The organism is Psychrobacter sp. I-STPA6b (genome assembly GCF_020662265.1).
GTDB lineage: Bacteria > Pseudomonadota > Gammaproteobacteria > Pseudomonadales > Moraxellaceae > Psychrobacter.
Map to the genome: position 1 here is coordinate 23,080 of NZ_VEWM01000004.1, position 20,704 is coordinate 43,783.

At 37.9% G+C, this 20,704-nt stretch carries 14 protein-coding genes and 2 tRNA genes; 12 read left to right on the plus strand and 4 right to left on the minus strand.

From position 1 onward, the window contains the following. The first annotated feature begins 56 nt into the window (after positions 1-56). From gyrA to FHK88_RS00130, 5 genes are all read left to right on the plus strand, one after another. The gene (gyrA, locus tag FHK88_RS00110; protein WP_227428759.1) at positions 57-2,735 is read left to right on the plus strand and encodes a DNA gyrase subunit A; all 2,679 of its coding nucleotides are present in this window, start codon (positions 57-59) and stop codon (positions 2,733-2,735) included. Between the two features lie 3 nt (positions 2,736-2,738). Then, on the plus strand, positions 2,739-3,416 hold the full coding sequence (locus tag FHK88_RS00115; protein WP_227428760.1) for a glutathione S-transferase: 678 nt from the start codon (positions 2,739-2,741) through the stop codon (positions 3,414-3,416). 565 nt (positions 3,417-3,981) lie between these two features. Next, entirely contained in the window at positions 3,982-6,570 is a 2,589-nt protein-coding gene (gene clpB, locus FHK88_RS00120) for an ATP-dependent chaperone ClpB (RefSeq protein WP_227428761.1), read from the plus strand. 194 nt (positions 6,571-6,764) lie between these two features. Beyond that, a tRNA-Val gene (locus FHK88_RS00125) sits at positions 6,765-6,840 on the plus strand. A 19-nt stretch (positions 6,841-6,859) separates the two neighbouring features. Next, positions 6,860-6,936 (plus strand) — tRNA-Asp (locus FHK88_RS00130). Positions 6,937-7,445: 509 nt separating this feature from the next. Here FHK88_RS00130 and FHK88_RS00135 read toward each other — a convergent pair. From FHK88_RS00135 to FHK88_RS00145, 3 genes are all read right to left on the minus strand, one after another. Then, positions 7,446-8,849 (minus strand): GIY-YIG nuclease family protein, encoded by a 1,404-nt coding sequence (locus FHK88_RS00135; protein ID WP_227428762.1) that lies wholly within the window; start codon positions 8,847-8,849, stop codon positions 7,446-7,448. After that, positions 8,842-11,055 (minus strand): DEAD/DEAH box helicase, encoded by a 2,214-nt coding sequence (locus FHK88_RS00140; RefSeq protein WP_227428763.1) that lies wholly within the window; start codon positions 11,053-11,055, stop codon positions 8,842-8,844. Before FHK88_RS00140 ends, FHK88_RS00135 begins: the two co-directional genes overlap by 8 nt. 115 nt (positions 11,056-11,170) lie before the next feature. Continuing rightward, positions 11,171-14,110 carry a DNA methyltransferase gene (locus FHK88_RS00145; RefSeq protein ID WP_227428764.1) on the minus strand — a complete coding sequence of 980 codons (2,940 nt, stop codon included), beginning with the start codon at positions 14,108-14,110 and terminating at the stop codon, positions 11,171-11,173. A 111-nt stretch (positions 14,111-14,221) separates the two neighbouring features. On the opposite strand from FHK88_RS00145, the gene FHK88_RS00150 reads away from it, so the two are divergent. The 3 genes from FHK88_RS00150 (at position 14,222) to FHK88_RS00160 (ending at position 15,971) form a co-directional block, all read left to right on the plus strand. Then, the gene (locus FHK88_RS00150; RefSeq protein WP_227428765.1) at positions 14,222-14,515 is read left to right on the plus strand and encodes a hypothetical protein; all 294 of its coding nucleotides are present in this window, start codon (positions 14,222-14,224) and stop codon (positions 14,513-14,515) included. A gap of 143 nt (positions 14,516-14,658) precedes the next feature. Next, on the plus strand, positions 14,659-15,360 hold the full coding sequence (locus FHK88_RS00155; protein ID WP_227428766.1) for a hypothetical protein: 702 nt from the start codon (positions 14,659-14,661) through the stop codon (positions 15,358-15,360). Between the two features lie 23 nt (positions 15,361-15,383). Then, positions 15,384-15,971: a hypothetical protein gene (locus FHK88_RS00160; protein ID WP_227428767.1), complete on the plus strand. Its 588-nt coding sequence runs from the start codon at positions 15,384-15,386 to the stop codon at positions 15,969-15,971. Here the strand turns inward: FHK88_RS00160 and FHK88_RS00165 are convergent. Continuing rightward, complete coding sequence (locus tag FHK88_RS00165) at positions 15,966-16,379, minus strand: hypothetical protein (protein ID WP_227428768.1); 414 nt, start codon at positions 16,377-16,379, stop codon at positions 15,966-15,968. The two genes, FHK88_RS00160 and FHK88_RS00165, sit on opposite strands and share 6 nt — an antisense overlap. 394 nt (positions 16,380-16,773) lie before the next feature. On the opposite strand from FHK88_RS00165, the gene FHK88_RS00170 reads away from it, so the two are divergent. The 4 genes from FHK88_RS00170 (at position 16,774) to FHK88_RS00185 (ending at position 20,633) form a co-directional block, all read left to right on the plus strand. Beyond that, a complete protein-coding gene (locus FHK88_RS00170; RefSeq protein ID WP_227428769.1) occupies positions 16,774-17,517 on the plus strand; it encodes a hypothetical protein in 744 nt (247 codons plus the stop codon). Positions 17,518-17,671: 154 nt separating this feature from the next. Next, positions 17,672-18,223, plus strand: coding sequence for a hypothetical protein (locus tag FHK88_RS00175; RefSeq protein WP_227428770.1), 552 nt, complete (start codon positions 17,672-17,674; stop codon positions 18,221-18,223). 59 nt (positions 18,224-18,282) lie between these two features. Further along, the gene (locus FHK88_RS00180) at positions 18,283-18,801 is read left to right on the plus strand and encodes a DUF2939 domain-containing protein (RefSeq protein ID WP_227428771.1); all 519 of its coding nucleotides are present in this window, start codon (positions 18,283-18,285) and stop codon (positions 18,799-18,801) included. A gap of 143 nt (positions 18,802-18,944) precedes the next feature. Further along, on the plus strand, positions 18,945-20,633 hold the full coding sequence (locus FHK88_RS00185; RefSeq protein ID WP_227428772.1) for a hypothetical protein: 1,689 nt from the start codon (positions 18,945-18,947) through the stop codon (positions 20,631-20,633). The last annotated feature ends 71 nt before the right edge of the window (positions 20,634-20,704 follow it).

Genomic DNA, 20,704 nt, shown 5'->3' on the forward strand with positions numbered 1-20,704 from the left:
AAAAATGAATAATTACTATTGCCCATCGTGGGTATGCAGTGCATGGAGATGTATGTATGAGCGGTTCGGTTAATCCTATTGCCATCGTTGATGAGTTGAAACAATCCTATCTTGATTATGCGATGAGTGTGATTGTGTCACGGGCGTTGCCTGATGTCAGAGATGGCTTTAAACCTGTGCATCGCCGTGTGATGTTTGCCATGCACGAGCTATCTAATGATTATAATAAACCTTATAAAAAATCTGCACGTGTGGTTGGTGATGTCATTGGTAAATACCACCCACATGGTGATACAGCCGTTTATGATGCGATTGTGCGTATGGCACAAGACTTTAGTTTGCGCTATCCGATGGTGGATGGTCAGGGTAACTTTGGCTCGATAGATGATGACCCTGCAGCAGCAATGCGTTATACCGAAGTGCGTATGACTAAGCTCACCCACCAAATGCTTGCAGACTTGGACAAAGATACGGTTGACTGGGAAGATAACTACGACGGTTCAGAGCGTATGCCCAGTGTGTTACCAGCACGTATCCCTAATTTATTGGTTAATGGTGCAACAGGTATTGCTGTCGGTATGGCGACCAATATGGCACCTCATAACTTAACTGAGGTGATTAATGCATGCTTAGCATATGCTGAAAATCCGCAGATTTCAGGTGAAGAGTTGATGCAACATATCTCAGGACCTGACTTCCCAACGGGAGGTATCATCTATGGACGCTCAGGCATTGTAGATGCTTATCGTACAGGTAAAGGGCGTTTACATGTTCGTGGACGTTATCATATTGAGCCAATGAGTGAGACAGGCGTAAATCGTGACCGTGAGCGCATTGTATTTACTGAGATTCCTTATCAAACCAATAAAGCCAAGCTGATTGAACGTATTGCTGAGCTGGTACGTGATAAAAAAATTGAAGGCATCTCTGAGATACGTGATGAGTCTGATAAAGATGGTATGCGTATAGCCATTGATTTACGTCGTGGTGAAGTTGCAGAAGTCATTGTTAATAATTTATTTTTGCAAACACCTTTAGAATCAAGCTTTAGCATTAATATGGTCGCACTAGATAATGGGCAACCTAAACTAATGACACTGCGTCAGTTGATTGCTGCGTTCGTTCGTCATCGTCAAGAGGTAGTGACTCGTCGTACTATCTATGATTTGGATAAAGCAAAGGCACGTGGTCATCTGTTAGAAGGTTTAACCGTTGCATTGGCAAATATTGACGATATTATCCAAACCATTAAGCATTCTGCTAATCGTGGTGAGGCAAGAGAGCAACTACTTGCGAAAACATGGGAGTCAGGAACGGTTGTCGCTATGCTAACAGCGGCGGGTCGTGGTGGCGATGAAGTTCGTGCTGTACGTCCTGAGTTTATTGAGGGTGAAGATTTAAATAATCCTTACGGATTGATAGAAAGTAATACTCGCTATCGTCTGTCATTAGACCAAGTTAATGCCATTTTAGAAATGCAACTGCACCGCCTAACAGGACTTGAGCAAGATAAGTTAACGGATGAATACCAAGATATTCTTCGTCAAATTGCTGCATTAGAAGCCATCTTGGCAGATTTTGACAAGCTGATGACAGTGATTAAAAATGAAATGATCGAAGTTCGTGATAACTTTGGTGATGAACGTCGTACAGATATTGTAGATTCTCGCAATGACTTTAGTCGTGAAGACCTTATCCCAGAGCAGACCGTGGTGATGACTGTTTCTCGTACTGGCTATGCTAAGACACAGCCTATTAGTGACTATGTCGCCCAGCGTCGGGGTGGTAAAGGTAAGTCTGCCACTGCGATGAAAGAAGATGATGTGATTGAGCATCTATTAGTGACGTCCACACATGCGACCGTGATGTGTTTTACTGATAATGGACGTGTCTTTAGCTTACGTGGCTTTGAAGTTCCTTTGGCAAGCCGTGGCTCACGAGGTCGCCCATTGGTCAATTTGATTGCGCTAGACCCAGATGAAACAGTCACCACCATTTTACCAATTCCAGATTTATCTGCAGATATTGCTGGGCGTTTTGTCTTCTTTGCAACCGCAAATGGTACAGTGAAGCGGGTAGAGCTTGAGCAGTTTGCTAATATTCGTTCAAATGGTTTGATAGCAATTGGGCTAGAAGAAGGTGACAAGCTTGTTTCTGCTCGTATTACCAATGGTAGTCAAGAAGTCATGTTGTTTGCGACCAGTGGTAAAGCCATTCGATTTGATGAAAATGATGCCCGTGCGATGGGACGTACTGCAAAAGGTGTGCGTGGTATGCGCTTAGAGGCTGATGAGAGTATTAAATCACTGGTTGTTCTTGATGATGACGTCAAAGAAATATTGATAGCCTGTGAAAATGGCTATGGTAAACGTACCTTAATTGAAGAGTTTAATGCTCAAAAACGTGGTGGTGGTGGTGTGATAGCCATTAAGACCAGTGCGCGTAATGGAGCATTGGTACGGGCAACAAAAGTGGATGAAGATGATGACATCATTTTAATCTCTGATAAAGGCACTTTGGTACGTACACCAGTGGCACAAGTGGCTTCAGCAGGACGTAATACTCAAGGTGTGACTTTAATTCGTCTTTCTAAAGATGAGTCATTAGTTGCCATGGCACGTGTCGAAAATAATGAGGATAATGAGCTTATCGAAGCACTGAAAGAAGATGGTTTGGCAGAAGATGGTGCAGACAATAGTGATATAGACAGTGAGGCTTTAGAAGATAAGGAATAAAAGATGAGTCAATTACATTTACATCATTTAGAAAACTCTCGCTCATTTCGGATATTATGGTTGTTAGAGGAGCTAGAGCTTGATTATCAACTGACTAAATATGAGCGTACAGCAGCATATCTAGCACCAGAGAGCTTAGAGAAAATAGACCCAACTGGTAAAGCTCCAATTTTGGAAGTGGACGGTGTGTCAATGATTGAGTCAGGACATATCATTGATTACTTAATGGCAAAATATGATACAGAATATCAGTTGCATCCAAAAACAGATGCGGACAGCTTGGTCTGGCAAGACTATGACTTTTGGATGCACTATGCAGAAGGCTCAATCATGCCATCATTAGTGATGCGTCTGGTCTTTCATAAAATTGCTGAGAAAGCACCTGTATTAATTAGGACAATTACCAGAGGTATTCGTAAACAGGTTGAAGCAAACCTTATTGCAAAAAATATTAATACAGCGCTGGATTTGGTAGAAAAGCAATTAAGTAATACACAATGGTTTGCTGGTAGTGAATTTAGTGCGGCTGATGTACAAATGGGGTTTGTCATTGAGGCTGCAAATGCAGGTCATGCGTTAGATAAAAGCAAATATGCCAACACACTGAACTGGTTAAAACGTTGTCAGGCACGTCCAGCATATCAACGTGCTGTTGAAAAGGGCGGTAAGCTTAATTTTTGAGTGTGTGCATTGGTAAGCTAACTGGTTTAGATGCTATATAGTATGTAGCAAGTAACATATAGTTCGTAGTCATTAGTTAGTAATTAGTAATAAGGTGGATTGATAACAATTCACCTTATTTTTTTGGCAAAAATAAATGGTTGTTGTGGAGGAATCATGAATATAGTCAAAAACTACTAAATGGCTACGATGTTGACCTTATTTGTTGTACTAACTGTACTAGCTACACTCAGTCACCTTGTATCTGTTTTAGTCTTCTTTGACCATACTATTATAGAGGCGTGACTTATTGGTAATATTTTTTATTTGACAATAATAAATATTTTTAATTTTTATATTGAAATTGAAGGTAGATAGCCTCATATAATTTAAAAGAGGCGATAATATTGTTTACATAATTTCACTACGATAGTGGATATTTGTCATAGTGGATAAAGTTTGTTTTCTGTATAGTGATAGAGCAACATAAAGCATTTAATGAATGCTTTTGTAGCAAATACAAGGGCTATTAAGAAATAGATAAACAATATTGTCTAAGAAAAATTTATATTATAAGGATACTAAAATGAGATTTGAAAAATTTACCCAAAAGTTGCAAGCTGCTGTACAACAAGCCCAGAGTCTTGCTGTAGGTCGAGATCATACAGGAGTAGACCCCATTCACCTAATGGCAGCATTGCTAGAAGATGAAGCAAATATTGCTATTTGCCAACAAGCAGGGGGGAGTGTACCCGCTTTAAAAAATGGTGTGGCAAAGGCTTTGAATAACCAAGCTACCATTAGCAATCCAACTGGTGATGTGAGTTTAACGCCTAGCTCAGTAAAAATTCTAAACCTTGCTGATAGACAAGCACAAAAAGCAGGAGATGATTTTATTGCAACAGAGTGGGTGCTATTAGCTTTAGCAGAACAGGGCGATACTAAAAAGATTTTTACTGATGCAGGCGTGACAGCAAGCCAGCTAAAAGCTGTGATTGAACAGTTACGTGGAGACCAAACCGTGAATAGTCAAAATGCAGAAGATCAAAGAGATGCGTTAAATAAATATACCATTAACTTAACCGAGCGTGCTGAGCAAGGGAAGTTAGATCCCGTCATTGGTCGAGATGAAGAAATACGTCGTACCATTCAAGTCTTGTCACGACGCACCAAAAATAACCCTGTATTAATCGGTGAGCCAGGGGTTGGTAAAACGGCGATTGTGGAAGGTCTGGCGCAAAAAATCGTGAATGGTGATGTACCCGAAGGCTTGCGTCGTAAAGAAGTGTTATCTTTGGATTTGGGTGCATTGATTGCAGGTGCAAAATTCCGTGGAGAGTTTGAAGAGCGCCTTAAAGGGGTATTAAATGACCTTGCTAAGCAAGAAGGTAATGTTATCTTATTTATTGATGAGCTACATACCATGGTAGGTGCAGGCAAGTCTGATGGTGCGATGGACGCAGGTAATATGCTGAAACCTGCATTGGCACGTGGTGAGCTACACTGCGTTGGTGCAACCACGCTAGATGAATATCGCCAGTATATTGAAAAAGATGCAGCTTTAGAGCGTCGTTTCCAAAAAGTGTTGGTTGATGAGCCAACAGTTGAAGATACCATTGCTATTTTGCGAGGACTCAAAGAGCGTTATGAGTTACATCATGGGGTTGATATTCAAGACAGTGCGATTATTGCAGCAGCACGTATGAGCCATCGTTATATCACTGATCGCAAACTACCAGATAAAGCAATTGATTTGGTTGATGAGGCCGCTAGCCGTCTACGTATGGAGATGGACAGTAAACCTGAAGCACTGGGTAAGTTAGATAGCCGTTTGATTCAACTGAAAATGCAACGAGAAGTGCTGAAAAATGAAGATGATGCAGGTGCAAAAGCTGAAATGCAAGTGCTGGATGAGCAAATTGAAGCATTAGAAAAAGAGTATGCTGATTTAAATGAGATCTGGCAAGCAGAAAAAGCATTGGTCAAAGGTAGCCAACAGCTTAAAGATGAACTGGATAAGGCTCGTATTGCTTATGATAAAGCCAGCCGTGAAGGTGATTATGAAACCATGTCCAAGTTGCAATATGAGACCATACCACAGCTAGAAAAACGCATTACTGAGTCTGATTTGGCTGAGCAAAAAGAGCAGTCAGGAGAAGTTTCTGGTATTAAGCTGTTGCGTAATAAAGTGACAGATAATGAGATTGCTGAGGTAGTTAGTGCAGCTACAGGTATTCCAGTTGCAAAAATGATGCAAGGTGAGCGGGATAAAATGCTGGCAATGGAAGAGAAGTTGCATGAGCGAGTCATTGGACAAGATGAAGCAGTACAGTCCGTTGCTAATGCCGTTCGTCGTAGCAGAGCAGGGTTATCAGACCCCAATCGTCCATCAGGCTCATTCCTATTTTTAGGACCTACTGGGGTGGGTAAGACTGAGCTGACCAAATCTTTAGCAAACTTCTTGTTTGACTCAGAGGATGCGATGATTCGTATTGATATGAGTGAGTTTATGGAGAAGCATAGTGTTAGCCGTTTGGTTGGTGCGCCTCCAGGGTATGTGGGCTATGAAGAAGGTGGGGTATTGACTGAAGCAGTGCGCCGTAAGCCCTATAGTGTTGTCTTGTTTGATGAGGTAGAAAAAGCACACCCTGATGTGTTTAATATCTTATTGCAAGTGCTTGATGATGGGCGCTTAACTGACTCACATGGGCGAGTGGTGGACTTTAAAAATACTGTCATCATTATGACCAGTAACTTAGGCTCACATAAAATCCAAGAGATGGCAGGTGATGAATACGAGGAAATCAAAGCGGCTGTGATGGAGTCAGTCGGGCAACACTTCCGCCCAGAGTTTGTAAACCGTATTGATGAAATAGTCGTTTTCCATCCACTAGGTATGGCACAAATGGCAGGTATTGCGGATATTCAGCTAGCACGTTTGCGTAAGCGCCTACAAGAGCGTGATATGGATATTGTATTAGCCCCTGATGCAATGAATAAATTGGTTGCAGTAGGCTATGACCCTGTATATGGCGCACGTCCACTTAAACGTGCTATCCAGCAACAGATTGAAAATCCATTATCTTTGCTATTGTTGGCAGGTGATTTTGTAGCGGGTGATACTATCAAAGTCGATGTTGATGACAATGATGAGCTGAGCTTTAGTAAAGCATAATGATATAGCGCATTATTTTTAGATCTTGCTTTTAAAATAGTTGTTTAGTCAGATAATCTCATCACTTAAACAAAGTGGTGAGATTTTTTTATATACTCAATTAAGTAAGATGATAAAATCAAAAAAAATATAATTTTTTTGAAAAAAACATTTGACACTGAAGCTCAAATCTATATAATACACACCCACAGCAAGGGTGGTTAGCTCAGTTGGTAGAGCGTCTGCCTTACACGCAGAATGTCGGCGGTTCGAACCCGTCACCACCCACCACTTGTTGTAAACGACCTAAGCAGCGGTAGTTCAGTTGGTTAGAATACCGGCCTGTCACGCCGGGGGTCGCGGGTTCGAGTCCCGTCCGCTGCGCCATATTTTAAAACTAGATTTTAGACTGAAAGTTTAAACAAGTTTCGCCTCAAGTATCCCCTTACTTGAGGTTTTTTTATGTCTGTAGGTTTTTGGTTTATAAGGGATTTGTCGGATTTAGGACAGAAAGTTGAGATGGGTTGCTATTTTTAGTTTCTTTTAAAAACACTTCTCTATATTTTAAATTAATTATAGTTTAAAGTTAGAAAAACTACGGTGACTAACTGCTCGGTGACCAAATGGTGACCATTTTGTGACCAAGATTTAAAAAGTTAGGGATCACTCTATGATCCCTTTTATTATATTATCACTTAGTTATTGCCAGTCTTTTCAAATACCCAAGCTAAAAATAACTAAGCAAATTTAGTATTCTAATACTGAGACTTTTTAGTAGGCAGATGTAGAGAAGCACCTCATGCCCATGTTTATAGTTTTGATAGAATGACTCTAAAAGGGTATTTCTTAGGGCATCAAGGTTATCTAGATTCAAAAAATAAAAGGTGACTTTAAAGTTATCTTAAGACAATTCGCCCCATAAACTCGTCCATACGATATTTGTTTATCTCACCTGTGATTACCAATTCAATGGCTTTTTCAATCTCACTTAAGGGCACATCAAACCATTCAGTTGCTTGATATTTTTTGTTATCCGCACCAATAACTGACAGATTGACACGTTGGCTAGCAAAAAAAGCATGTAACACACCTTCAACACTTTGTGCATTGGCATCATAGACTTGCCACTCTGCAATGATATCTACAGCTTGTTGTAAAAATGTTGGGTCTTTGATTGAGTATTTGCTTCGTGTTTCACTTGTTAATGTCGAATAACCTATCTTATGTAAGTTTTGATATTGTCTTAGCTCATCGGGTATATTAGTCAATTTAGCAACATAAATAACGCCTGTCATTAAACGCTTGTCACCAAAGTCCTGTGCCAATTCATTATTTATCCATTCAGGGTCAGTAATAATCACCTGATAGCTATTATCATATTTATATTGTGCCGTTGCCAATGAACGAATCAGCATATTTGATTCTGTTCCATTAGCAAAGATAAGTCTAAGACGTTGTTGATTACGCTCATTTTTTCGGACTTCTGACTTATAAATATCGGCTACATAACACAGCAAACCTTGCAATACAAACACACTACCAACAGTGATATTTTTTATAGACGAAAAGTTTGCCTTACTAAAACTGCCTGCTTGTATGGCATGATGAATACGTTCAAATGTTGGGATAAATTTGGCAAAATCTTGACACTCAAAACGGCTGGCAATCTCTTCATCATCATATTGGTCATAATGAGAACGCCTATCTGAATTGGTATCAGCATCAGGATTAATCAATATATCCGATTTAATATCATCAAATAACCCTAAGTCATCTTGATTAAAAATATCATCTAAACTGTTTGGTAACGATTCTGAGGGAATTTTTGCACCCGTAGAATAGCCTGCCTCTTTTACATCTTTTTCGATACTTTTTTTGATACCTTGGTCAGAAGTATTAGACTGCAATTTATTCTGGTTAGGTATTTTCGTAGGTAAGTTATCATCAGTCTTTATTTCAGCCACTATTTCAGACTCTGTCATAGCAGTCGATGACTGTGAGAGTATGCCATGACTATCTAATGCGATGAGCTCTGACACATAGGCTTGGTTATTATTAATTGAAGCCAGTTGTCTTGCTAACATTTTCTCTTTTAAGCTATCACCTTGTTGCTTTGGAACATATCCATGCTCATCAATAAAGTCATTAATTTCGGCAAATTGTTGTTTTAATACTGAATCATTGCCAGTTTGTTTTTTGATGGGTTTCACATCATCTAATAAGCCAGTATCATCTTGGGCAAAGATATCTTCTAAGGTTTTAAACTCACGGCTTTGGTATATCTCATCAAGTTTAATCATGGGAGGTTATGTCTCGCTTGGCTTTTTGATGACGCACATAAACGATAATTTCTGCCATACGACGCTCGATTGGGTCGTTTGACTGTTCGCTTGGTGATACCCCTTTATTTTTAATAAAGGCTCTAATCTTTGGCCACATTAATAAGGCTTCTTCTTCAGTAACAGTAGAGCGACTGGCTTTGACCACATCATTAATGGTTTTTAGCATCTCTTTATCGACAGACTGTGACAGGACTTCATAAGCATCATGAAAAGGATTGACTGATTTTACAAGGTTAATTGGCAAACTGTTTACGTTGATAAATTTACTACCCACTTTGACAAAGCTATTACTGGGGTTGTTTTCACGATATTGGGTCGTGTTTGTTTTAGGGTTATAAATATGAGCATCTGTTGGCAAATAACGCTCTTTGATAAGTAATGTTTCTGAGAGCTGACTACGCTCTTGCTCGCTTAAATTTTGTATATCAATATAGCTGTTATTTTGCTTAATAAATACCCGCTCACCTTCAATGACAGCCTCATCAGGTATGTGTATACCGTCAACCACACCACCATGACTATTAATAGTCATATATTGCATCATGCCTTCTTGTACTTGGCGGATTTCATTGTCATCAAGCTGTGGGTATTTGGTGCGGATAATACTGGGAATAACCGTATTAGAGACAGCTTCTGCTTCAATATGGTTTTCTTCTGCACTCAGATAAGCCTTAATATGTTCAGGCTTTTGGCAAATTTGCGCTAAGAGTTCATCTTTATCTTGGTTCAGTATTTTCATGACTCTATCCGATGGACGATTTTCACTGTCATCAATGATAACCGTACCGACAGGCAATGATTCACCACCCAGCCAGTCAATTTCACTACGGCGTTTAAAGTTCACATTAGGCTTCAGCACTTGCTCCATGAGTAGTGACAAGGTAATGGCTTTGAGTAGGTCATTTACTGAGCTTGTCACATCAGCTTTGGACGCATCAGGCTGTGCAATTAGATTGGTAAATTGTGCATGGGTTTTGCCCTTGCTATCACGAGTAGCACGCCCAATAATTTGTACCACCTCAGTGAGCGAACCTCGATATCCAATGGTTAATACATGCTCACAATATTCCCAGTCAAAGCCTTCTTTTGCCATACCAAGAGCAATGATGATATCCATATCATCAGGTGAGGTAATATTTGCTAGATAACGCTGAGTGTTAACGCGAGTGGCATCATCAGTGACCAAGTCAGCCACTAATAATCGTCTACCATCATGGCTAAGTATGGTTTTGATGCCTGTATCAGTATCTGTTGCTTCTTCTGTGCCAATAATGTCGATGATGCGTCCCACGGTCTCATATTTATCAATTTCAGCAGATAAACTATTGACGTTGGGGATATGAATGATGGTCTTTTTGGTGGTATCTAAACACTCTTTTAGGGCATCAAAGAATGATTTTTTGTAAAAGTGATAGCCCAGCCCCAATGATTTAAGATATTCATAACCATTTAACTGCTCATAGTAGGTATAAGTTACTTTATCAAAACGCTCTTCATCGCTGTCGGTCAAAATGGGAACAGAGTCACCTCTAAAGTATGAGCCTGTCATGGCGATGATATGGGCGCTGGTTTGGTTTATGATGGTGTCTAAAATCGCTCCCAGACGATTGGATTCATCGGCGGACACATGGTGGAATTCATCAATACCAATTAATACCTTATCAAACAGCTCAATCTTGTCTTCCTCTGCCATCAGTTTGTCAAAGCCATAGCGAAAGCTGTGATGTGTACATACCAATACTTGTGGTAAATCAGATTGACGGCTGTTGTTATTATTGCCCGTCATAAATTCGGTAAATATTTGGGTTTTGCGGGCATCACTTTCGGCAAGATTTAAGCATAAGTTATAGCGGTCACCCACTTGCCAATCGGCAAAAAATCCATAATCACTGAGCGCTGTCGATTTAAATGATTTACCAATGCTCATCTCAGGTACGGTAATGATGACTTTATCAATGCCTTGATTGATGAGCTTGTCTAATGCTAAAAACATCATCGCCCGTGATTTTCCTGAGGCGGGCGGTGATTTAATCAGCAGGTATTGGCTGTCTCGCTTGCCATAGGCTCGAGCCTGCATCTCACGCATGCCCATTTCATTGGTCTTTTTGCTTTGCCCTGTCTGAGCATAAGTCTGTTGGAGTAAATTGACGGGTTGCGTGGTCATAATCATTACCTACTTTATATTTACTGATGGCATATTTACTGATTGCTTGTGGGTGGTCAGTTTTAGCTATTTAACTGTTGAATACATTGGTTAATATATTCATGCGTTGATATATTTATTTAGGTACTTTTTTAGTTTTCTTTGCTTTTTTTGCCAGCTTTTGTTGTTCTTCTGCTTTAATCAGGTCTTCATAGCGTGCCAGCAAATGTGCCAATCTTTCTTCGGTATTTTTAAAGCCTTGTGGACGATACAATTTATCTACGGCATCATCAAGGCTGGCATGTGCTTGTTTTAAGTCTGCTGGCATTTTGTCAGGGTCATACAATTCTGCCAAAGTTTTGCCCACATGGTCAGCACGGGTTAGCAAAATCTCTTCAGCAAGGGCTTCAATATCAGCTTTTTGTTGCTCGCTGGCTTCGGGAAATGGGAAGGTGTTATAAACGATGGTGCCTGAATAGCGATAGTCACTTTTTAAGCGTCCAGCAACTAAGCGCATCCAATCATTATGAGCAAGTGAAGTTAATATGCCAAATTCATAAAGTGTACCGTTTGGAATTATTTGATTGGCATCTGTTGCGATAGTCTCACATTCAAAAAAACCTATCGGTACATATTGGCGACGCTCTGAAGATACTCTTGGAACTATTATATATTCACCACTTTTAGGTTGAGCAATTTGTCGAAATAAATGTGGATATTTAGAATACTCCCTTGTAGATTTTGCTTTGCTAGCAAGTCTCATCTGTCTTACACTATCAAGCCTTTCTTTAATATAAGGTAATTTTTCAAGTTCTTGTAAATTTGCATTTGCAAACCATAAACACCAACGCTGTTCATTATGTAAAAACTCCCTAGCACCTAAAACAGGTCTAATATATTGTTGTACATAAGGTTGTTTTGTTATCAAATCATTTTTTTCTTCAAGAGTTAAAAATAGATAGCCACCATCAGTTGGTTTATTTCCAAATACCATTTTTGTTCTTGGTTGGAGAGGCGTGTTAGTTGCTACCACAGCTGTATTACTTCCAGAAACTAAGTAGGGACTAATATTTTCCACTACTTGACGATGCCATATTTTATCTACTAGCTTATAAATAGTTTTTTGCATGGTGGGTGTAGCGGATAGACCTATAATGACCACATGAACACCAGCATTGTGCTTAGCATTGTTTTTCCATGGAAAGGTTTGATAGGCAAAGCTAATATGTACGCCCAAATCAAATATATTTGGAAATAACATTGCCACTTGCTCCCCTTGAGCAATCGAGTTGGTCGATACCAATGCCAGCCTAGCGTTAGAATTAGCAATATACTGTGCTCCTTTCCAAAACCATGAAGTGACATAATCTAAATATTTTAAAGTTTTAGAAGTTCCAAAAACTTTGTTCATATCTTTAGCTTGCTCATCATCACGGTTTGTTGTCCCACCAAAAGGTGGATTACCAACAATATAAATCTCATCATCACCATTATTGGGGCAAACCTCTTGCCAGTCGATACGCAAACTATTGGCATTGATGATATGACCACTGTCTTTTAGCGGTAGCGTTGGCGGTGCGACGCCAAATACTTCACGGAATTTTATGTTCATCTGATGCTCAGCAAGCCATAACGATAGGCGTGCAATCTGACTGGGAAAATCATCTATATCAATGCCATAAAAATTGTCAAGACTCACCACACTGTCATAACCAAAGTCTAAAGTAAGGACACTATTATCCATACTGCCTTGTCCCGTCTTTAATAATGCTTGCTTGGCTTTGAGTATCTCAAGCTCTAATTCTCGCAACTCTTTATAGGCAATAATCAAAAAGTTACCTGAGCCACAGGCGGGGTCAAATACTTTGATACGGCTGATACGCTCAAGTAGGGCGTCTAGTCGCTCTATTTTATTATTTTTGTGGCGGTTATCATCGCTCAATGCCAATAATGTCGCTAACTCTTGACGCAACGCTTGCAAAAACAACGGCTCAATCACTTTCATGATATTGCTGACGCTGGTGTAATGCTGTCCCAAATTTCCCCGTTGTTCAGGCTCTATCACTGCTTGAAACATAGAGCCAAAGATATCTGGGTTGATTTGTGCCCAGTTCATTTGCGCACAATCTAACAGTATGCGCCGTGTACGTGCATTAAAGTAAGGAATGGCAAACTGATATTTAAACAGGCTACCATTGACGTAAGGAAACGCGGACAGATGCGCTGGCAAGTTTGCACGTGGATTATCTGATTGAGTTGATTGGCTTGATTGGCTTGATTGGCTTGATTGGTGTGATGGTTTTGTTTCAGGCATATCGAGTACGCTAAATAACTCATACAAAAACGTGTCAGTATCGCTACCATCGGTCAAAGTACACGACTCTAAGGTGTCATGAAACTGCTTGGGCTTAAATATACCTGTATCTTCGGCAAAAAAACAAAATAGCAAACGAGTAAAGAATATATTGAGCGCATGAATGTCGTCAGGGGTATCAAACTCATTGTATTTGCGAATATGGTCAAATAAACGCCCCATCTTTTCAGATGCTTGCACATCAGCAGGGTGTTCGGTGAACTCTTGTGCCCGCTCTAGTCCTGCTAGAGGCAATAGGAAATGATAGTTTTTGTATAAGTCAGTAAAGTCGCAATCTAGCGTATCGTTAAACTTAGTGTCATATACCAACACCGTCTCAAAGTCGGTAACCATAATCATGCGGATTTTATGTTTGGCAATAACAGGGCTGGACTTAATATTGGCTAGTACTTTGGCTAAATCGTCAGTGTCTTGTAGTTTGGTGTCTTGTTGTTCGCTATGCTTTGGATTGATGGTCTCTGGTTTAGCATCTGTGCTGATAGGTTTGAAATAAAGACGGTGTTTATTGGCAACTTCGCCCAATTCAGGGTGTATGGCAACATTGGTACGGCTATCATTGTTTCTGAGTGAGGTAATGGTGGCTTTAGAAATATCCAGTAATGCCAAAAAATCATAGATAAAGGTATCGATGAGATTATCTTTAATGACTTGGTTGGTTAACTTTTCTAATGATTCAAAAAACTGTGTTTGGTTAAATGACATACGAGAGCTCGACTGTAGAAAATGAGACGTTTTGAGTATTTTAGCAGAATAGCAGAGTTTAATGACTGACTTTAAGCCAAAAGTAGAAGCATTGCTTAGCTCTGATGTTCAATGGTTTATTTAGAAAGTTATCAGTTTTTAAAAGAATTAGTGTCGTATGATGATGAAAAAGCTAAAGAAATTTTAGAAAAATTTGAAACGCCTATACAGTATAAAAAGATTTATGCAATAGCTGGCATAGCAGGGCATGCAAGCCCTACAACTACTTTTTCCTCATACATCCATCTAACCGATATTCAGCTTGGGTTACGGTTATGGCATACTGACTTTAAATTGACGGCTAAACACAGCGACATTTTAAATATTCCTAGACGACATAAATCAAAAATAGAAACTGCACCATAAGATATTAACTATTATCTAATCAAAAAGCTAAAATTGCCCAATTTAGACAAATCTGAAACAGCAAAATCATTAACAAATAGAACTCAATATAAAAAAATTGAACAAAAAGATATGCATTTGATGAAGTCAGATATGTGCTGAACATGTATCAAAATAAGCAGGATTATCAGGAACTTTTGCAGATATATGAAATTGACCAGCAAACATTTGATACGTGGTTAGCAAATGCCAAGTATTTAAAAGAAAACCCCGCATTTATGACCAGTAAAGGTAAACCTCGACTATTTGATTCTAGTGATACTCTGGCACTTTTGCCTGCATCAGATAAATTTGCTGATGATAAGAAGATGATGACACAGATGACCAATAAATTTCGAGAACTTTACCAAGATAAGCGAAAAAGAAATAATAAACGACTTCTTGAAAATTTTGTCATCTATACGTTGACACATTGCCAGTATCATAAAAATCATATCTCTTTTTCTAAACCACTTAAGCTTGCAGACTATGTTGAAATATTGACACAACTTGTATTTAAAAAAGATATTCGTCTGACAGTATATAACATTGATATTGCTCCAAAAAAAGAAGGTGGAAAGTGGCAAAAAATAATAGCTCAGTTTCCTGCATCGCAAATTGAAAAGAAGCCAATAGACTCTAGCGAGACAGTGTATCAAAGAGGTATCCGAGTTGAACTGTCATTAGCCAGTCAAACTGAAAAGCAAAGATTAGAAAAACGCAGTGAATCTGACCTACCTATTAGGCAGTGGACTGTGCGTACCCTACAAATATTCTGTCATTATGTGTATATAATGATGGGTGAGCGCATGAATATAGATGGCTGATAAATAAGAATGATTAAAACGATATGAAACTATCTGCAAAAACGATAAGTATTAATGAAAACACTGAACTTAAGTTTCATCCATTGACCAAAAAACTTTACAAGATTTTAATGCAAGCGTATGTAGCTGGAGGACAAAAGGATTATTTAGTTGCAATCACCCAAAAGTTTGAGTGTTATTCAAGCTTGCCTGTGCATCAAATAGACATGATCAGCTCTGGTAATAGTAAGTATCAAATCATCGGTGGTTGCTTTACGCTATTTTTTGATATCAAAAATTTAAATAATAACAATGCTATTTTTCTTAATTACTGCTCTACAAGAAACGTGAAATCTGAATATAAAGCCCGTGCTCAAAAAGAGTTTGAACAAGATATCATTAATTTTGTTTACTTTGACTTTATCAGAGCAATTTCGGTTCTATCCCTTGCAAAGCCTGGAGCAATGTATCCTGAGCTAAGAGAAATCACGCAAGAATTTGAGAGTGATATTTGGGGTGAGTTATTTGGCAAGGAGAAAAAAAGCATACACAATTATCTATTACAAAAAGATTTTGCCTCGTTGATAGGATTAACTCGTGATGCGGTGGGTAAGCAAGCTAAACAGTTATGATATCAGTTTGATGTCTTGCAAATACAAACACATCGGCGTTCCTGAAATGGGCTTAGGATTAATTGGTGCCTGCATATAAAACAGATCAGCGAGTATGTTTTGAGTAATGATATCTGGAGGCGTACCAAAACCCTGTAGCTTACCTACTTTGAGCAATTCCAACCAACCACAATAACGAGAGGCTTGGCTCAAATTATGCAACACGATAATAATGCTTTTACATTGCTCTTTTAAGGCTTTCATTACCTTCATTAACTCAATCTGATAGACAATATCCAAAAATGTAGTAGGTTCAATTAGCATAATAATGTCAGTATCTTGAACCAAAATCATGGCAATCCAAACACGTTGCCATTGTCCACCTAACAGTGCCTCTAATACCGTATTAGATAATAATTCAATAGACATCTCTGTCATTACTCTATTGACAACTTCATTATCTTGCTGGTTCAGTTTACCCCAGTGTGATACATACAGTATCCGACCATATTCTTACCAACTATCTAACAGTTAGACCTTCATTATAAGAATAAACTTCCTAAAACCCAAGATAGCAGAATAAGAAACTATCTCACCCCTTAGAAAACATACTACGTGTAGTAGAAAAATTAAACCAGACAACCCTTTTAATAGGGACAATTTATCATTCCCATTTGGGAAAGTCATCTGATGTCTTTATTTTTTGGTAGCCTTGAGTTCAGGTCTGCTTAATTAAAAAATAATGACAACCTTGTCATTACTTTTTAATAGTTAAGAATCCTTGTAATCTTAAAACATCACTTAACACCTTAAGGGGATAAAAATGAAGTCAAGGGTTTGTAAAATAGTGATTACACTTTTTGCTATTGTGATAATGGTATGTAGTCTTCCAGGGTGTAAGAGTAGTTATGATAGAGGTTATGAAAAAGGTTATAAAAAAGGTTATAAAAAAGGTTATGAAGAGGGATATGAAACTGGATATTCACAAGGTCATCGTGATGGTTACGAAGAAGGCAAAGAAGATGGTTATGTTTCAGGTTATATAGCTGGAACTGGAGATTTAATTCAGGAGAATGGTGTCATAGCCATAGGACAGGGATTTTTAATTTCTTTGGTATTGTTATCTTCGCTTATCACCACATACTTTATTTATAACAATTATAAATATCGAGTTAAAACGCAATTGGATAATTGGATAGACTATTTAAAATCTCAATGGACTTATTATAGAGCTGTTAAAGAATTAGCAAGACTACGAGCCACAGGAGATAGTTACTCACGCATTCGTTCTGAAGCATTGGTAAATTCTGCATTTGTAAAGGTTGCACAATCTGTCGTTGATGAGGAGAGTAAAAATAGGATTGATAAACTACGGCAAACAGCGGTACTAGAAGCAAACGGAATTCAATCTCAGGTCTTAGAATACACTGGAAGTGTCATTGAGACACTTATTAATGAAGTTAAAGCGTCAACTACTCTGAATAATGCAGAAAAAATTGAGCTTTATTCTGATATTCGGCAGTCGATTAGTGAAAGTTATGAATCTTATCAAGCTAATAATAGCTAAATGTAAGTTTGCCAAGGTTGGCATTTATTGCCGGATTATGAAAATGAAGTATGATTTTAATATAGTCAATCAAGAGTCATAAAAGGAGGAGATAAGTGACACAGTAATGATTTGTATTGAGAAATTCAACATGATTAACAAAATGGAGATCAAAATGAGCAAATTTGATAAAAATGCAGTCATGGTTAGTTACAAAGAAGGTTTACAGAATAAATCAGCTCATGGACAAGAGCTGGCAAGTTTTGATGTGGCTAATGTTGTGAGTAAAACAACGCTCACAGAAAAGAACCATTCTAATATGGGCTTGATTAATAGAGTAAAGTCACGCCGAATGCAGAGTGATAAAAGCCTCGAAGTACAGCAAGTTATCTGTGATACACAAGTTGCTGTGATTAAAGATCAGGCTCAAGCTATAAGACACCAGAGTAAAGCACATTGGGATGTTCAAATTGCCACATTCGTAGAGGGCCTAAAGGTCAAAGGACAGAGGGCTATGCAAAACATGACAATTCAAAAAGGAGATGATCTTAATGATAGTATAGCTACTATCCGCCATCACGCACAATATGAAATAGATAAAGTATCTGAGGGCGATTTAAGTGATATGTTGAAGGAAGAACAGATTAAGGACATTCTGTCAAATATGTACCAGCAAATTGATGAAATCAAGAATAAGAGCTTAGCAAAGAGATATGACTTAGATTAGTTATCTCTAATAATTTATAAAGCTAATATTTGTATAAGTTTTTGTAGAGGAGTTGTCAGATGAAAATTTTTAGCACATTAATCTTAGCAATATGCTTATATATTTTGGCAACCCCTCTTATCACTACCTATCATATATTTTCTGCTATTGACAGTGTTGATGATGTCAAACTATCGCAATATATTAACTATCCTAAATTAAGACAGAATCTTGGTAATCAACTTTATGACGCTGTTGAGGAAAAAATAGGCATTGATACTGAAAATAGTAACTTTATGACAAATTTGCTAGCTAAAACAGGTCAAGTTGTCGCTACCGTCTCTATGCAATATATTGTAACCCCCGATAATATCGGAATTGCTTTAAGAAGTGGCATACTAAATGATAATGATGATGTATTGACGCATGAATTATGGGATTTTTCTGACAATGATTTAATCCACTGTCAATATAAATATATGGGTCTTAATGATTTTATAGTTATTGTAGACCATGAAAATTATGAGTCTAGGGCTATTATTTTACTTGAAAGAGAGGGGTTTACTCAATGGAGAATTACAAATGTGACATTTGATTAGATTTAATAAATTCTAGTTTATATTTTAGCTGATACATGCTATATATTATAGAGTTATTCACACTATTATTCTTATCGTGCGTTCATACATAAACATAAAATAAATGCATAAGCACAAAACATTTATAAAGTTAAGGATTCCTAATGTCTAAGAAGGTTGCCTATCTATTTGAAGCTCGTGGTATCCAACGATTCTTATTTTCTACTGGTAGACTCAAAGACATGCTTGTCGGTAGTGATTTAATTGATTATATATGTGCAGAAAATGGACTTTTAGATCACGCATTATGTAGTTTAGGTTTCGATAGCCAAGTCAAATCCCCACGTAGAGCAGGCGGTGCTTTTTATTTAATATTTGATAATCTTAATGATGCCCAACGGTTTCAATCAGTTTGGCGACTTATTATGTCTCAATGGTTTCCAACCTTAGAGATTGTAGACACAATAACACAAGATACATCAGTTAAGGAGTCTATCGCTAAGGGTATTAATAACTTGCATATAGCAAGGAATCGAATACGAATTACACTGCCTAATGCCAGCCCCATAACTCAAAGGTGTAACCGTACTGGGCTTGCAGTTGCAAGAAATATATATACACATGATAATAAAAAAGAACCCATCGACGCCAGTACTTATATTCTAAGGAACTTTGATAGACCTGCTAATAGTGGTTCAGTTATCAGTCGATTTGTTGCCGAAACTAATAATGATACTAAGATTTTTTTCCCTAATAACTTTGAGGCAGATGCAAAGGATAATAAAAGATTTCCACTAAACTCTGATTCGATGATAGGTCTAATCCATGCTGATGGAAATGGTTTGGGGGAAGTCTTAAGGGTGTTAAATGTAGCATGTTCAAATGCCGATGACGATACATATATTGAGCTATATCGGGCTTTTTCTCAAGGTATGACTCAAGCAACAATTACTGCCACACAAAATGCATCAAAATCTATATTGCTACCTAATCTAGCAAAAAATAACGTATTACCTGCTAGACCGTTAGTATTAGGAGGTGATGATCTTTCAGTCATTGTCAGAGCAGATTTAGCGATTGATTTTACCGAAGTGTTTATACTGGAATTTGCGCGACAAAGTGCAATTGAACTTAATAAATTAAGGCAAATATTTGAGCAACACGACATAGATATAAATGTTATTAATAACTTACCCACCTATCTTACAGCGTGTGCAGGCATAGTATTTATTAAATCCTCACAGCCTTTTCATCAGGCTTATGAGCTAGCAGAAAGTCTATGCAAAAAAGCTAAAAGCTATTCGAGAGCTCATCTTGATTTGGTAACAGATAATACCATCCCTGCCAGCTTGGCTTTTTATCAAGTTAAAGATAGTACATTGACAGACATTGATTTAATCATTGCCAATAATTTAACTGTCAATCATCAAGATGCAACTTACCATTTATCCCTACCTGCTTATTTTGTTGACAGTTCAAAATTTAGTGAAGATAGTGGTAAAAAATTAGCAACTGTTAAACAATTAAAAGAACTGGTAAATTTTTTACTAAATTCAGACTTTAATGAAAATTTTCTTCGAAGTTTTGCAACGACAATACATGATAGTCTGCCAAAAGCAAAAAAAGATTATAAACGTTGGTTAGAGTTTTCTAGTAAAGAAAAAGTGAGAGTACATACCATACATCAAAAGCAACAGCTAGAAAATATCACAGAATTTCATGAAATGCTGGGTAATATGATAGGCGAATTAGAAGAAAGCTTACCTTTTACTAAAACTGATACTACTTACCAAAGTGCATTAGCAGATATTTTAACTTTATTAAAAATAATTAAGAAAAATACTGATAAATAATTTATTACGGTTATTATTGTAAAATCTAATAATAAATGACTTATCAGCCTGTATATAAATGGAATATGTTT

Excerpts from the sequence above, each read along its gene's own strand:
- FHK88_RS00115 (WP_227428760.1), top strand. The coding sequence starts at position 2,739 with ATGAGTCAATTACATTTACATCATTTAGAAAACTCTCGCTCATTTCGG.
- FHK88_RS00160 (WP_227428767.1), top strand. The coding sequence starts at position 15,384 with ATGAAACTATCTGCAAAAACGATAAGTATTAATGAAAACACTGAACTT.
- clpB (WP_227428761.1), top strand. The coding sequence starts at position 3,982 with ATGAGATTTGAAAAATTTACCCAAAAGTTGCAAGCTGCTGTACAACAA.
- FHK88_RS00150 (WP_227428765.1), top strand. The coding sequence starts at position 14,222 with ATGGTTTATTTAGAAAGTTATCAGTTTTTAAAAGAATTAGTGTCGTAT.
- FHK88_RS00135 (WP_227428762.1), bottom strand. The coding sequence starts at position 8,849 with ATGATTAAACTTGATGAGATATACCAAAGCCGTGAGTTTAAAACCTTA.
- FHK88_RS00145 (WP_227428764.1), bottom strand. The coding sequence starts at position 14,110 with ATGTCATTTAACCAAACACAGTTTTTTGAATCATTAGAAAAGTTAACC.
- gyrA (WP_227428759.1), top strand. The coding sequence starts at position 57 with ATGAGCGGTTCGGTTAATCCTATTGCCATCGTTGATGAGTTGAAACAA.
- FHK88_RS00140 (WP_227428763.1), bottom strand. The coding sequence starts at position 11,055 with ATGACCACGCAACCCGTCAATTTACTCCAACAGACTTATGCTCAGACA.
- FHK88_RS00175 (WP_227428770.1), top strand. The coding sequence starts at position 17,672 with ATGAGCAAATTTGATAAAAATGCAGTCATGGTTAGTTACAAAGAAGGT.
- FHK88_RS00155 (WP_227428766.1), top strand. The coding sequence starts at position 14,659 with ATGTATCAAAATAAGCAGGATTATCAGGAACTTTTGCAGATATATGAA.
- FHK88_RS00165 (WP_227428768.1), bottom strand. The coding sequence starts at position 16,379 with ATGTCTATTGAATTATTATCTAATACGGTATTAGAGGCACTGTTAGGT.
- FHK88_RS00180 (WP_227428771.1), top strand. The coding sequence starts at position 18,283 with ATGAAAATTTTTAGCACATTAATCTTAGCAATATGCTTATATATTTTG.
- FHK88_RS00185 (WP_227428772.1), top strand. The coding sequence starts at position 18,945 with ATGTCTAAGAAGGTTGCCTATCTATTTGAAGCTCGTGGTATCCAACGA.
- FHK88_RS00170 (WP_227428769.1), top strand. The coding sequence starts at position 16,774 with ATGAAGTCAAGGGTTTGTAAAATAGTGATTACACTTTTTGCTATTGTG.